Here is a 14,361-nt window from a genome sequence, read left to right on the forward strand (position 1 = left end):
TCATGAACACTCTCCTCATTTCATTTAGTGTATCTGAGGTAGCTTTGAGTGTCCAATTGGATTAGGGGGCTTTAAAGTCCTGATCGTTAGCGCTCACAGATACAAAAAAGGCGGCTCCCCGGCATACATCGCAAGAAGACCGCTGCATATTAATACTGTTTAGTGATATCCAAAGCCTATAGCTTATAACCCCTATACCCCCTATAACCTACTACCTTAAGCCTTTTCAAGGGTTACCACTACGTAACTTCCAATCCCCAGCTGTTAACTGTTACTTGTTACCTTTTATCTGTTACCTTTAACCGTTCCTACTCACCGATCACCCAGCGATATTTCTGGTAGGCATGGCCACAAGGCTGAGCATCTTGATGCGCCAAACGCATTACACCGCGCGTCAGGAGATGCACGCGTTGCGGCATGCTCACCGACTATTGCTGTTTGAGATGCCATATCGCTCTTTTATCATCTCCAGCTCCATAGTCATCTCCAGCTCGTTCGTATCACAATCGGCAATTTCTAAGCTTACTTGCCACCTGTCGATGTTGTAACGCGCAGATACCAAAACCATTTTGGAACAAGTTACTTTAAATTAACCGTTACGCTCTACTTGAACTTTACACTTTACTTGAATTTACACTCCACTTGAACTTTACGCCTTAGTTAAGCTTTACACTTCACATTAACTTTATGCTCCGTGTCCGCCCGTACCCGGAACGGTACCCGCACCAGAAACCTTATATCCGCTGCGCTCCAGCAATCGGGTGCTTTCCTCGTTTAATCCACGCAGATGTACGGTTTTGCCAAGCTTCGCGTATTTGAATTTTACTTTGCCAATCGCCACAACCGCGGTGTTGTCCCAGATATGCGAGCCGCCAAAGTCAATGGTGATGTCCTGCGGATCGGTTTCCGTATCGAATTCATCCACAAAGTGGGACGAGGAACCGAAGAAGAACGGCCCGTGTACAAGGTACACTTTCTGTCCTTGCTCTTCGCTAGCCTGTACGCGAATCTTGGTCTGTTTCCAGCCGAAGTGCAGCACACTGAGCACAACGCCAACCATTACACCAAGCGACAGGTCATGCGTGTAAACAACGATCGCTACCGTCACCACCATAACGATCGCTTCAGCGCGTGGGACGCGGGCTATATTTTTCACAGAACTCCAGTCAAACGTACCGATACACACCATAAACATCACGCCAACCAGCGCACCCATCGGTACCTGCTTCACCACACCGCTCAGGAGCAACAATAAAATCGCCAGAAACGCCCCTGCCGTAAATGTCGACAACCTGCCGCGGCCGCCTGACTTCACATTAATGACGGACTGTCCGATCATCGCACAGCCACCCATCCCGCCGAACAACCCGTTTACAAAGTTTGCAATCCCCTGACCACGTACCTCTCGGTTTTTGCTGCTTTTCGTTTCCGTCATCTCATCCACAATGGTCGCGGTCAAAAGGGACTCCAGCAAACCGACAAGTGCCATCGTAAATGAATACGGTAGCAGGATCATCAGTGTATCCCATGTCCACGCAATATTCGGCAGATGGAACATCGGCAATGTGCTTGTCAGATTGCCCATTTCACCCACCGTTTTGACATCAAGATGAAAAATCGCCGTAATAATGGTCATGATAATAATCGCTACAAGCGGAGCCGGAGCCCCTTTGAAAAAACGCGGCAAAATATAGATGATTGCCAGTGTTGCCGCCACCATCACATACATGATCCAGTTCGCTCCCGTAAAGTGGGTAAGTTGCGCCATAAAGATCAGAATCGCCAGTGCGTTCACAAATCCGGTCAACACCGAATGAGGTACAAACGTAATAAATCGCCCTACTTTAAATATGCCTAAAACAAACTGGATGATGCCCGTCAGAATGGTCGCCGCAAAAAGATACTCCACGCCATAATCCTTGACGAGTCCTACCATCAATACCGCCATAGCTCCTGTTGCTGCCGAAATCATGCCCGGTCTGCCTCCTGCAATCGAAATGACGATCGCAATCGTAATCGACGCATACAAGCCGACCATCGGATCAACACCGGCGATAATGGAGAAGGCAATAGCTTCCGGAATGAGCGCGAGTGCTACCGTAATTCCTGCCAGCACGTCTCCGCGGATGTTGCCAAACCACTGTTGTTTTAACGTATTCATATGTTCTTGCATTGCCTCCTGGATGTGTCCCTCAAATTAACGAATCTGCTGAAGAATAACGGAAGTCGTACACATCCAATTTCCACTTCGGGACCCATAAAAACGACAGTGGCAAGTCTGCAAAGAACACAAAATAACGGATGAGTCTCCGCAAAAAAACTATCATGCCTGACTTTTCGCCTGCTCATGGGTAAATGCCAATAAGCATACAGTGCCCTTAACCTGTCCATTGCTAGTCTATTTGTCCCTATGTGCATGATGGTCTAAATCTTTAATTCAGCGCTAAACGCCGATTCAAATTCATCATGTCATTGCCGTTCCAGCGTGTACTGACTTTTCCGTTACCCATTCCGTTGTCTTCTTGCTTGCGGTATTCTCGTCTCACCATCTCATTCGATGGATGAACGAAGCAACACCTGTTAGTTTTCCTCTCTCAGAAAAACCGGGGCCGTTAATCTACTGACCTATTATTATAGTTACAGACATACACATGTACGAACTCTGTAATCTCGCAAAAACAAGTGCTTATCTCCTATTATCTTCATCCTTCTAGATTTAACTCCCTTTATCTCTACTCATCAAAAAAAACCGCAAAGCCCTTTCATAAAAGGCCTTGCAGTCTATTTTGGCATTTACAGGTTATGGTGAGTTATTCCTATTTTCAAGCAATCACTTTTTGGCGTTCGATTGCTAACTTCATTATTATAAAAGCTTGAACTTCCGTCTCAAAACCTGCCCGATTTGAATATCGAGTACAGCAGAAACGCCACCATGAGGATGGCCACGAGAAAACCAATCTCAATCACCGGAATATCCCACAGCATCGTGGATTGGTGACTAATCGAAGAACCGATGATAAGTCCCACCATGATGATACAGAAGGCCAGCAGCACAATGCTGAACGATAAACGATTGCTGATCTGATCCAGCCTGCGCATGAGTGATTCTAATTCGGGAACACTGATCTCCAGTCGCAGCTTTCCTTTGCTAATGATGGAGGACAACTGCCGCAGCTGTCCCGGCAAACCGATGACACTTTCGGCCATGTCTGCCGCACTGCGAAACAACCGATTTTTGATCCTACCCGCGCTAAAACGTTCCTTGAGCAGCTTTCGCCCGAATGGTTCCGCCATATCCACGATACTCAAGGTAGGGTCGAGATGTTCAATAACTCCTTCCACGGTCAGCAACGATTTGCCCATCAGCAGTATATCTGCGGGCATGACAACCCGATGTTTCTGGGCAATGCCGAACAGATCGTTGAGTGCCTGTCCTACACTGATTTTGGAAAAAGGAATATCGTAATATTTCGTCCGGAGTTTGTCCAAATCCACATGAAGCGCACGTGCATCCATGTCATCCGGCATCATGCCAAGCTTCTCAATCGCACGGATCATACTATCCGTATCCTTACGCATCAGCCCGATAATAAGCGAGGCAAGCTGCTGCTTCATCTCATCACTCAGACTGCCGACCATACCGAAGTCAATGAAAGCCAGTCGCCCGTCCTTCAGCACCATCAGATTGCCCGGATGCGGGTCGGCATGGAAGAAACCATGCATAAAAATCTGATTCAGCAGCGCATCCACCAGCCGTTCGGCAATATTGTTCAGATCATGGCCGCGCTTCACCAGTTCATCCCGGTTGTTCAGCTTGATGCCCTCAATATATTCCATGGTCAACACACGCGATGAGGTCTGATCCCAGTAGATTACCGGAATTTTCACTTTAGGGTCCTGCTGATATTGCTGTGCAATCTTCTCCGTATTGCGACCTTCCACCGTATAATCGAGCTCAGCCATCAGAGCCTGGGCATATTCTTCCACCATCTGCGGAATCTGGTATTGTTTCACCCAATCCCAACGTTTCTCCGCCATTGCAGTCAATTCTCGCAGAATGTCCAGATCACGCTGCACAATCCTTGATATGCCTGGGCGCTGGATCTTAATCGCTACGGCTTCTCCGCTCTGAAGTTTGCCCAGATGCACCTGACCAATACTGGCTGCGGCCACAGGGGTATCCTCGAACCGGGAAAAGATCTCTTCCAGCGGTGTATCCAATTCCTGTTCCAAAATACCCCGTGCCGTCTCTGACGAGAACGGCGGAACCTGATCCTGTAATTTGACCAGTTCCCGAATCACCGATTCAGGTAATAGATCTGCCCTTGTGCTTGCAAGTTGCCCCAGCTTCACAAAAGCCGGCCCCAGCTCCTGCAACACCAGCCTGATCCGTTCGCTTAACGTCTTGGTGGGTTGCGCTTCACGCGACATCCACCGTCTGGGCAGTGCAAGAAGCTGGAATAACCCGAGCTCCTCGACCATATACCCGAAGCCATGACGCACCAGCGCCATGGCAATTTCCCGGTATCTGCCGACATGTTTGATCCGCACAGCCATCTATTCGATCTCGTTTCCTTTGAGAGGAGGAGAGTCTTCAACAACCGGAGCCGGGGTTTCATCAACTTGAAGCTGAGGTGTCTGATGCAGCTCGGCCAGTTTTTTTTCCAAAACCGCAACACGCTGTTCCAGACTGGTTACGTCACTTTCAGAAGCCACGCCCGCTTCCTGAAGCACACGTTTGACCTGCTCCTGAATGACACGTTTCAGCTGGCCCTGCTCTTCTTCGCCGCGCTCCAACAATCGTTCAACAAACGCTTTGGATTCTCCAGGCGCAAGCTTCCCGCGCTCCACCAGATCATCCACCGTTTTCTCAATCTTTTCTTTGCTGACTACCGTGAGACCAAGCCCTAACGAGAACGCCTTCTTGAACAAATCGCTCATCTTATTCATCCTCCTCTTCGGTTGTCTCTATATTACACCTGTTAAACCCCGACATGCAAAAAGGAGACATTCCTTACACGTACCGTGCTGCCCATTTGCCTGCTTGCAAAACCAGTCGACGATAGGTTTCGTTCGCAAAGGAGGGAACAGAATGCCCAGGCATCAGATAAACAATTCGCCCGAGTCCATACTTATGAGCCCAAGCTGCCGGTTTCGGCCCTTCTTTAGACTGGTATTGCAGCAAAATTTTAGTCTCGGTAAATGAACCGAACTCGAATTCATATGGTTCTTCTTCCATCGTAAAACCGGAAATGCCCTCCGTCACGGGATGGCTCTCTTCCGTCACCGTGAACTCCAGCGGCGCATACGGCGGGTGATGAAGAAACTTGGCGCCAATCATCTGTTTGATCTCATTTCGATTCTGAAGCGAGATTCCATTATGCAAGATGACCAGTCCGCCCCCGTTACTTACATAAGACAACAAGCCTGCTGTCTGCTGCGGGGAGACTTTGCCTCTCCAATCGTCCATGTATGAGATACATACATCGAATCCCGAAATATTTTCATGAAGCAGCATGTTGCGATTTTCACTGCACTGAACCGTAATCGTATCTTGAAAAATACGGCTAATCTCCGCGTCTACCCCCTGTAGAGGATGCCAGTCCGGATGTGTATAATCTCCAATTAAAAGTGCTTTTTTGCGATGATCCATTATCATCATCTCCTTTCTTGTAATCTTGTTCGTTTACGTTCGTCTGCACACTCCATATCCTATAAATTAACCACGCTTTATCAATCGACTACCGTGGTGTTTCTTCATCTCTTCCACTTAGGTTTCGAATAAGACATATACCCTATCACAATACTTCCTAGTATAGCCGTATAACGGATTGGCATATCCATATCAGGCATATCCAGCTGGGATTCACCATTTACCTTGTCACAACACACTCCATCCCTAACACATTCCACATGTTTCACTAAAAACCTTTAATTGTACAGTCCCATTCCCAACTTCACGACCAAAGTCTCAGGAGGTTCAAAACGAATTCAAGCCCTTCCGCTTATTGCCGAAAGAGGGGAGCAGGCTGGTTCCACCGAACGAAAAATCGCCTCAGCGTAATTCGTTCTCTAATCTCTATCCCTCCATTTTAGGCTCTGTGTAATCATATTAACGTTACTTCCGTGCCGCATATGAATGCGTTATACACGTTTGATCTGAGCATGATCATTGCACACGGGTGCTGCGCTTCAACTAAGCTTGGTGCTCGCGGTACAGTCGGCAATGCTCCACCCATCTCTGTGCCGCTTGCGGATCAGAGCCGAGGTGCACATGGGTGTATCCGGCCACGATACTGCCCAAAGCGTACCCCTCCTGCTTTACGCCCCGTAATCCCTTCGTTTCATAAGCATACGGAATAGGTACCTCTTCGCGGTACGTCATCGTTGAGTAATGGAATTCATGCCCCCGCAGCACTTCGCCCTGTTTTAGCAAAAAAGAGTCCTGAACCGCACTCGCCTCCCGGTATCCCAGCGCAGCTCGTTTCTTCTGCATCTGCACCTGCGCAGGAATAATGCCTGCCATGGTGTACGTCTGCCCTTCACGATCCGTCAGCGTTTCGGCCAGTACCATGTAGCCGCCGCACTCCGCAAACAGCGGCATCCGGGAACGGGCTGCTTCGCGTAGCCCTTCCAGAAAACGCTCGTTTCCGGCAATCACCGCCGCGAACTCCTCGGGAAAACCACCACCCAGATAAATGCTGTCCGCCTCGGCCGGAATGCCTTCACCAGCGAGTGGACTGAAATACTGTAGCCGTGCCCCCGCCGCTTCGAGCAGTTCCAGGTTATCCGGATAATAGAAGTTAAACGCCGCATCACGAGCAACGGCAATCACAGGCTGGTACGTATCCGGCGTAATATGGATGTGAGTGGCGGACTGCAACGGGAGCGGGGGAGCACTTCCGGCCAGTTCCAGCAGAAGATCCAGATCCGTGCCTTCCAGCAGCACATCGGCTGCCCGCTGGAATAACGGTTCCAGCTCCCCACGCTCAATGGCAGGAACGAGTCCGAGATGTCTCTCGGGGATGGACATGTCTTCATCCCGCTTTAGCCAGCCAACCACCGGAATGTTGCACATCTGCTCAATGGCTTTTTTTACAATTGTATAATGCCCCGCACTTCCGCACCGATTCACAATCACACCAGCAATGTTTAATTCAGGCTCGAGTTGCTGAAAACCCAGTACGATCGCCGCTGCACTGCGCGCCATACTACGTACATCGACAACCAAAATCACCGGTGTCTGCGTAATCATCGCGATCTCTGCGGTAGAACCTGTGTTGTTGAGCGGATCTTTGCCATCGTAGAGGCCCATCACCCCTTCAATGATGGAAATATCATGACCTGCGGATGCCCTCTGGAATGTCTGCTTCACATATGCAGGGGAAGTCATCCATGCGTCCAGATTACGCGAAGCCCGACCTGTCACTGCCGTATGATACGTTGGGTCAATATAATCCGGGCCGCATTTGAACCCCTGTACACTCAATCCACGCTGGGCAAGTGCTTTCATTAGACCGAGCGTTACAGTTGTTTTGCCAGCACCACTACCCGTACCGGCGATAATCAGCCGAGGCACAGTTTGGTTACCGGGTGTCGCCGTTATGGGTTCGTTATTGGAGATCAGTGTTGCGACATCGTTATTGGACGTCGTTGTTGCGACTCCGTTATTAGATGTCATTGGTGCGACTCCGTTATTAGACTCAGTTGGTAAAACTTCATTCGTTGGTAAGGTCTCATTATTGGAAACGGTGGTCTTTACATTCTTTGAGTTCATCGTTCATCCCGCCTTTGCTCTACATATAACAAATAGACCATCCCATATCGATTCCAACGGCCTGGGACGGTCATGTTCATAAGGTGATATCAACTGCTTTTTGTATGTGAACGCATCAAGGTGAAAAGTAGCTATAGTCCACTCGGATGGACTGCATAATCTCGCCTCGGCAGTCGTAACTCGTAACTATGATTCTACAATGGATGCAACGGATGGCCGAGATAACTGATGTAACCCATAGCAACTCGAAGTACAGAAGTGCAGAAGTGCAGAAGTGCCCAATTACCGAAGTACCGGCCCTTCCTTTGATGCTTCACCTCTAACGATCACCAGAGACCTTATTTCGCGAAAAAATCACACTTTCAAATTCTAACGATCCTGAGGAACGTTATTTGGGGTGAACAGCCCGAATTCCAGCCATTTCCTCTGCAAAATGCTCAAATAACGTCTGTGGTGATCGTTAGAATTTAGAGTTGCCCATTTTGGAGCAAATAGCGTCATCTGTGATCGTTAGAGGTGACGTTCACGCTGATTATTTTGGGGAACTGTTTATGCTGGTGGCTTACTGCTTACTGCTTACTGCTTACTGCTTACTGCTTACTGCTTACTGCTTACTGCTTACTGCTTACTGCTTACGCTCGCTGATGATCGATGCTAATTCAAATTATTCACATTAAAACATGCCGCGCTTCGGGAGAAGCTAACTACCTAAGATATATTCGTGCTCATTGGTGAGGCACATGATCAAAGACACGTTCATGCCTGTAGATCGCACGAACGCTGGTTGGTCAAACGAGATGCTTATTGGTCACACGAACGCTGGTTGGTCAAACGATATGTTTGTTAGTCACACGAAACACTGGTCGACCACACAAAATACTTCTGAACCGCTTAAATACCGCTTTATCAAATCAAATACAGCTTATTCAAACGCAACCCGTGCGACAGAGATCGTCAGGTTGCCGCTCTTTTTCTTTTCCAGCAGCCAGTGGTCTGCTCCCGAAGAAAGCAGTGCCGCCGGTTCACTTACGCCATAGGCTCCGGTGTATTTAAATACCGTCTCGGACGGATTGGCAAGTTGCACCGTATTCAGTTCCTCCGGAGTGTAAGTCACGAGTTCCCAGCCGTACTTGGCGCATAGAGCCAGCAGGCCTTCCTCGTCTTTTTTCAGATCAATGGTGGCAATGTTGCGCACGCTCTTCACGGACAAAGACAGCTCTTCCAGCGTGGCAAGCACTTCCTGCTCCAACTCCTCCATCGCGGTACCGCGATTGCAGCCCATGCCGAGCACCAGGCTCTTCGGACGGTACAGCACACCGTTGGTTAGAAAACGTTCCTCTTCCGCCTTCGAAAGCAAACGGTCACTGACCACCAGTGCCGCATTAAACGGGAAAGATTCCGTCTCGGCCATACTACCGAAGACCCGGATATGATCCGGTACAGGCTTGTTGTACCGCCACCAGTTGCGTTCGCCTGTCTCCTGAATCAGTGCCACCGGCTCTTCGTTGACCACCGCTGCACTTACCGGGGTTGCTTTATCAAAGCTGTCCACGATCCAGCCCAGCTCACGTCCAAACATATCCACCGGGATCGTACCCTGCACGTCCGAAGCTGTCGTGATGACGGCACGCGCACCAAGCACTTCCGCCACTTGACGCGTCAGTTCGTTGGCACCGCCAAGGTGACCGGACAGCACGCTAATCACGTTCTCGCCGCGGTCATCAATGACCAGAACGGCAGGATCGACTTTTTTGTCCACCAATAGCGGAGCAATCATACGTACAACGGCACCGAGAGAAATAAACAGAATGATGCCGTTATAACGTTTGAACAGGTCTGGCAGAATCAGCTTCACCGATCCTTCAAACAACGTGTACCCCATCTGCTCCTCGTCCCCACGGGCGAATTTGCTCATATAATAAACATCTGTGCCCTGAAACTGCCTTTCGAGGTTACGCACCATCTCCACACCATGCTTGGTAATGGCTACGGCAACAAACGGATTACTCACCGGACTTCACTCCCTTGCGATAGCCATGGGTAAAAGACTTGTCGTACAGCTTCGAGCGGTGTGCATCCCGGTTCACCAGATCAGGGTCAAGCGCCCAGCCTGCCAAAATCATCGCATGCATCGTAATGCCTGCGGCACGCAGATCGGCAGCGAGATTCGCTAGCGTGGTACGCACGATCTTCTGATCCGGCCATGTTGCACGTTGTACTACCGCCACCGGTGTATCTTCGCTCCACCCTGCCGCAAGGAATTCCACCACGACCTTTTTCGCCAGTGTTGCACTCAGGAAAAGCGCCACCGTACAGTGATGGGAGGCCAGATCGCGCAACTTCTCCCGTTCAGGCACAGGTGTGCGTCCTTCCGCGCGCGTCAGGATAACGGTCTGTGTCAGTTCGGGCACAGTTAGTTCCGCTCCCAGCGCCGCTGCCGAAGCAAAGACGGAACTTACACCCGGAATAATCTCATAGTCCACGCCCTGCTGCTTGAGCAGCACCATTTGTTCCAAAATGGCACCGTACATCGCCGGATCACCCGTATGTACACGAGCCACACTGCGTCCTGCCCGGACTGCGGTGCACATCAGCTCGACCTGCTGTTCCAAATCCATGCCCGAGCTTTGCAGCACCTCGGCTTCGGGTTTGGCTGTCGCAATCAGTTCATCATTCACGAGGGAATCCGTGTACAGAACGAGGTCGGCATTTTTCAGAATATTCGAGCCCTTGACCGTAATCAGCTCGGGATCTCCCGGGCCAGCACCAACGATGTACACTTTTGCTTCTAATGTTTTCATCATTTGCTCACCACCATCAGGCTCAAATATTCCAGCTCCTGCCCTTTCAGTTCACGGGCGTCACGCCAGACCAATTCATAAGGAGAAGTAACCTTGGTAACCACCGACGCTTTGCCGCCAAGTCCCATCTCGTCCAGCAGCTCCAGCATCGGGTCAAGCACTTTTGCTACCTTAATAAACACAATCGTATCGTGATGCTCAATCGCCTGCCGCATCGCTTCTTTATCCGCCGTCGCCGGAATAATGCCGACCTGCTCGTCGCCATCTGCCAGATGAATATCGAGTGCAGCCGCCGCACCAAGAACAGAGGATATGCCCGGAATCGAGCTAATCGGAACTTCAGGATGCAGTTCACGCATGAGACGTGCAAGGTGGATAAAGGTACTGTATAAGTTCGGATCACCTTCCGTCACAAAAGCGACATCCTTGCCTTGCTTCAGCGCTTCCCAGCACGCTTCCACGGTTTTGCCCCACTCGCGCTCCAGCACGACAGGGTCTTTGGTCATCGGAAAGATCAGCCCCAGCATCTCTTTCTCCTCTGGATTCACGTACAATTCCACGATCTCGTGGGCGTAGGATTTACCGCCTTTGCGTTTCTTCGGGTAGGCGACCACCGGGCACTCGCGGATCATCCGGTAGGCTTTGACCGTAATCAGCTCCGGGTCTCCCGGCCCAACGCCCACGCCATACAGTGTACCAACGTTAACTCCGGCTCCTGTCACGCTCGCTGATGAACTTCCCGTATGAATTCCAGTACTATTGATGTTTCCTGTTGTTGTGCTAATGCTACTCTCCCCCTTTGGTTCCTTGCCAAAAAAACTATTCTGCTCCGTTCACAGCTTCCGCTTCGTCTGCTGCAATATATTGGCCTGTAATCACATAGATCGGGTTCAATCCGTCAAAACGGGTCATATTCAGGATCGGCTTGCTCCGCGCCGTCTGCAGCAGGGTCACGGAGGCGTCCATGCCTGCATCGCGCATCGCCTTCATGCTGTCATGCAGCGTTTCGATGGTCGCTGCATTCACCACGATGCGTCCCTCGGGGCGCAGCCGGGACGCACACAGGGCGATCAGCTGCGCGAGCTCGCCGCCGCTGCCGCCAATGAACACCGCATCCGGTTCGGGCAGTTCGTCCAGCCCCGCTGGCGCTTTGGCATGCAGGACGGTAAAATCCGTCCGGAATTTGACACGGTTGGCCTCGATGTTCACGAGGTCACCCTCGTTCTTTTCGATGGCGAAGACCTGGCCCCGCGGCGCCAGCCGCGTGCACTCCACCGCCACCGAGCCCGAACCTGCGCCGATATCCCACACGATGCTGTCCTCGCCCAGTTTCAGCTCGGACAAGCTGAACGCGCGGACTTCACGCTTGGTGATGAGGCCCTTCTCGGGTTTGCGTTGATGGAATTCCTCATCTGCAAACCCGAAGCCTTTGCGCGGCGCCGGTGCATCTTTGCGGCGCAGTAAAATGACGACGTTCAGCGGGCTGCACTCAGCCGCTACCAGCTCGTCCAGGGTGTAATGGCGGGCACGCTCGTCTGCCGCGCCCAGGTTCTCTGCAACGTAGGCATCATACTCGGTCATGCCGAACTGTTGCAGGTACGCCCCGATCGCAGCGGGGCTGTTGTGCTCGTCCGTGAGCAGCGCCACTTTGGCTTTGCCATCGATGCGCTGGGCGAGGCCTTTGAGCGGGCGACCGTGCACGCTTTCGAGCACGGCGTCGTGCCAGCTCTCGCCAAGCCTCGCGAATGCCAGCTGCAACGAGCTGAGATTAGGCCGGATGTCCAGTTGATCCGGGCCGAGCTTGCGCGCGAAATACCCGGCGATGCCGTAAAACAGCGGGTCCCCCGAGGCGAGCACAACGATGTTGTGCGTGTCCTGCAACGTTTTTATTTTCGCAACGAGGTCACTCAAACTGCTCTTGATCACCAGCTTCTCTCCCGCAAACGCCGGGAAAAATTGCAGCAGACGCTCGCCGCCGACCAGCACATCAGCCTCCTGAATCAAACTCAGGCTCTCTGCTGTAAGTCCGGCTGCCCCCTCTTCGCCTACGCCAATAATGCGGATGTTACGATTCTTTGCTCCAGTTGTTGTGTTCGAGTTCACTGATTTCCGCCCTCCCCAGTTCCATTCCTTTCATGGTGACCAGCACCACTTCCACCGTTACGCCGCCGCCCGCATGTTCCAGACAGTGCTGGCAGGCATAAAGGCATAACTTTTCAAAATAAGGCAAATATCCCGCTTCGGTCATCATATCCGCCACCTGAGTCGCCGTGTTGGCTTCCTCGATCGCTTGCGCCAGTTCATCGCCGGCCCCGGTTTCGCGAGCCACGGACGCAAGAAATCCAAAATCCACCGGCGCACTCTTGGAGTGCACCATCATGACCCCTTGAGCCACTTTGGCGAATTTGCCCGGCATCCCGACCAGACTGATGCGTTTCATGCCCAGCCGTTTCCCGTGCTTGATCGCAAAGCCGACAAAGTCACCCATCTGAATAAAGGCTTCTTCCGGCAGTTCGGGCATCATTTTCATCGCATATTTCTCACTGCTGCCACCTGTCGTCAGCACAATATGCTCGCAGCCGGAAGCCTGCGCGACGGAAATCGCCTGTACCACACTGGCTTTGTACGCCGAAGTAGAGAACGGAACGACCACACCTCGTGTACCTAAAATGGAGATACCGCCAAGGATGCCAAGCCGCGCATTGAGCGTTTTTTTCGCAATCTCTTCGCCGTCCGGAACGCTGATGACTACTCGCACCCCTCTCGCGGTGCCATGCTCGGTCAGCACTTGGGTCACGGCTTCGGTGATCATACGCCGCGGCACGGGATTAATCGCTGCTTCGCCTACGGGCACGGGCAATCCAGGTTTGGTGACGCGACCGACACCGATACCCCCATCCAGCTCTACCCCCGGCTCGTCCCGCCAGGAAACATGCGCAATGATTTTCGCCAAATGCGTAGCGTCCGGGTCATCCCCGGCATCCTTGATCGTGGCACAGGTTGCTGTACCGTCCGTCATCAGCTCCTGCTCGATCAGCTCGAACGAGTGGTCAAAGCCGGCGGGCAAGGAAACCACGGCTTGTGCAGGAATATGCCCCGTTAACAGGAGCTGCGTCGCGCCTTTGGCAACCGCTGTAGCACACGCCCCGGTCGTAAAGCCGGAACGCATCGGTTTATCCGGGTCCGGTGCTTCTCCGCTCTTCATGCGTTTCTTTTCCATGGCTTTGAACCTCCCGTCCTTTCTAGATGCTCGCTTGTTGGTTGGACTTATGTTGACTGTGGCTGTTGGCTGATGTTGATTGTTCATTGTTGATTGTTGTTTGTTGTTTAGTCTTGTATGAATTGTTGATTCATTGATTTTTAGTTGTACTTAACAACTGTGGCGCTAGTAAATGTAAACGAACCAACTGGAGAGCGTTAGAAGGTGCTGGACTAGACTTGCACTCACCGTCCCCACATGCTAACGACCGTACAATAATCATTCGTAGCATTAGAAGTTGCTAGACAAAACTCATACCACTGGTGGCCCACGCATTAACCATCTCAGTTACTTAATAGCAACTACAAGTATATCCAAGCGCTAACGATCACAGATAACGTTATTTGGCCTAATTTGCCCTCGCTGGAATTCTAACGATCTCAGGAGACGCTATTTCACCAAAATGGTGCAATTCCCAGCGCTTTCGAGTGGTTTTGAGTGAAATAACGTTCCTCAGGATCGTTAGAATTTCAAAAGACTGATTTTACGCCAAATAAGCTTCCTGGTGATCGTTAGAAGTTGCT

At 51.2% G+C, this 14,361-nt stretch carries 10 protein-coding genes; all 10 read right to left on the reverse strand.

What is annotated here, in order from left to right; all coding sequences use genetic code 11:
- Positions 1-685 precede the first annotated feature (685 nt).
- The 10 genes from FS818_RS17955 to FS818_RS18005 all read right to left on the reverse strand — a co-directional run bounded on the left by FS818_RS17955 (position 686) and on the right by FS818_RS18005 (position 13,798).
- Positions 686-2,161, reverse strand: a complete 1,476-nt coding sequence (locus FS818_RS17955; RefSeq protein ID WP_145333520.1) for a SulP family inorganic anion transporter — start codon at positions 2,159-2,161, stop codon at positions 686-688.
- A 725-nt stretch (positions 2,162-2,886) separates the two neighbouring features.
- Entirely contained in the window at positions 2,887-4,557 is a 1,671-nt protein-coding gene (locus tag FS818_RS17960; RefSeq protein ID WP_145333521.1) for an ABC1 kinase family protein, read from the reverse strand.
- A complete protein-coding gene (locus tag FS818_RS17965) occupies positions 4,558-4,941 on the reverse strand; it encodes a phasin family protein (RefSeq protein WP_145333522.1) in 384 nt (127 codons plus the stop codon).
- A 73-nt stretch (positions 4,942-5,014) separates the two neighbouring features.
- Complete coding sequence (locus FS818_RS17970) at positions 5,015-5,653, reverse strand: ThuA domain-containing protein (RefSeq protein WP_145333523.1); 639 nt, start codon at positions 5,651-5,653, stop codon at positions 5,015-5,017.
- 543 nt (positions 5,654-6,196) lie between these two features.
- A complete protein-coding gene (locus FS818_RS17975; protein WP_260989903.1) occupies positions 6,197-7,777 on the reverse strand; it encodes a cobyrinic acid a,c-diamide synthase CobB in 1,581 nt (526 codons plus the stop codon).
- Positions 7,778-8,699: 922 nt separating this feature from the next.
- Complete coding sequence (locus FS818_RS17985) at positions 8,700-9,788, reverse strand: cobalt-precorrin 5A hydrolase (RefSeq protein WP_145333525.1); 1,089 nt, start codon at positions 9,786-9,788, stop codon at positions 8,700-8,702.
- The gene (gene cobM / locus FS818_RS17990) at positions 9,781-10,581 is read right to left on the reverse strand and encodes a precorrin-4 C(11)-methyltransferase (RefSeq protein WP_145333526.1); all 801 of its coding nucleotides are present in this window, start codon (positions 10,579-10,581) and stop codon (positions 9,781-9,783) included. Before cobM ends, FS818_RS17985 begins: the two co-directional genes overlap by 8 nt.
- Positions 10,578-11,300, reverse strand: a complete 723-nt coding sequence (gene cobI, locus FS818_RS17995) for a precorrin-2 C(20)-methyltransferase (protein ID WP_145333527.1) — start codon at positions 11,298-11,300, stop codon at positions 10,578-10,580. The genes cobM and cobI overlap by 4 nt, the downstream gene beginning before the upstream one ends.
- A 97-nt stretch (positions 11,301-11,397) precedes the next feature.
- On the reverse strand, positions 11,398-12,681 hold the full coding sequence (cbiE, locus tag FS818_RS18000) for a precorrin-6y C5,15-methyltransferase (decarboxylating) subunit CbiE (protein ID WP_145333528.1): 1,284 nt from the start codon (positions 12,679-12,681) through the stop codon (positions 11,398-11,400).
- Positions 12,644-13,798: a cobalt-precorrin-5B (C(1))-methyltransferase gene (locus tag FS818_RS18005; RefSeq protein WP_186331756.1), complete on the reverse strand. Its 1,155-nt coding sequence runs from the start codon at positions 13,796-13,798 to the stop codon at positions 12,644-12,646. Before FS818_RS18005 ends, cbiE begins: the two co-directional genes overlap by 38 nt.
- Between the last annotated feature and the right edge of the window lie 563 nt (positions 13,799-14,361).

It is taken from the genome of Paenibacillus xylanexedens (assembly GCF_007680605.1).
GTDB classification, from domain to species: domain Bacteria; phylum Bacillota; class Bacilli; order Paenibacillales; family Paenibacillaceae; genus Paenibacillus; species Paenibacillus xylanexedens_B.

Excerpts from the sequence above, each read along its gene's own strand:
- FS818_RS17955 (WP_145333520.1), bottom strand. The coding sequence starts at position 2,161 with ATGAATACGTTAAAACAACAGTGGTTTGGCAACATCCGCGGAGACGTG.
- FS818_RS17960 (WP_145333521.1), bottom strand. The coding sequence starts at position 4,557 with ATGGCTGTGCGGATCAAACATGTCGGCAGATACCGGGAAATTGCCATG.
- FS818_RS17965 (WP_145333522.1), bottom strand. The coding sequence starts at position 4,941 with ATGAGCGATTTGTTCAAGAAGGCGTTCTCGTTAGGGCTTGGTCTCACG.
- FS818_RS17970 (WP_145333523.1), bottom strand. The coding sequence starts at position 5,653 with ATGGATCATCGCAAAAAAGCACTTTTAATTGGAGATTATACACATCCG.
- FS818_RS17975 (WP_260989903.1), bottom strand. The coding sequence starts at position 7,777 with ATGAACTCAAAGAATGTAAAGACCACCGTTTCCAATAATGAGACCTTA.
- cobM (WP_145333526.1), bottom strand. The coding sequence starts at position 10,581 with ATGATGAAAACATTAGAAGCAAAAGTGTACATCGTTGGTGCTGGCCCG.
- FS818_RS18005 (WP_186331756.1), bottom strand. The coding sequence starts at position 13,798 with ATGGAAAAGAAACGCATGAAGAGCGGAGAAGCACCGGACCCGGATAAA.